The following is a 367-nucleotide window of genomic DNA, read 5'->3' as shown; positions in this document are numbered from 1 at the left end:
AGGCCCGGCTCGCGGCCCGGGGGCTGGGGCACGCGGTGGCACCGCGGCAGGTGACGACCGACGGTACAGGTGTGCCGTACTGGGGCGGCACCGTGCCGTCGACGGACCGCGCGCGGCGTGAACTGGACCTGTCCGAGCTGGAGCTGGACACCCGGCCGTTCCCCACCGCGCTGTTCCGCCACGAGATCACGGAGCTGACACCGGGTCCCGGCGCGTCCCTCACCCTCGCGATCCGCACCTACGATCCCGGGCTCCGCCTGCCCGTCGGCCCCCAGCGCGCGTCCCTGCTCCTCACGCCCGGCCGACGCCGTATGACGATCCCCTTCCGCCTGGACCCGGTCCGGCCCGGCGTCTTCGAGGGCACGGT

The 367-nt window shown here is 75.2% G+C and carries 1 pseudogene; it reads left to right on the top strand.

The annotated features are described in order from the left end of the window. Positions 1–367, top strand: a pseudogene (locus CCN44_RS46145) (glycosyltransferase family 2 protein); the annotation flags it as partial.

It is taken from the genome of Streptomyces tricolor, assembly GCF_002155905.1.
Classification (GTDB): domain Bacteria; phylum Actinomycetota; class Actinomycetes; order Streptomycetales; family Streptomycetaceae; genus Streptomyces; species Streptomyces tricolor.
This window is presented reverse-complemented; position numbering and strand designations above follow the sequence as displayed.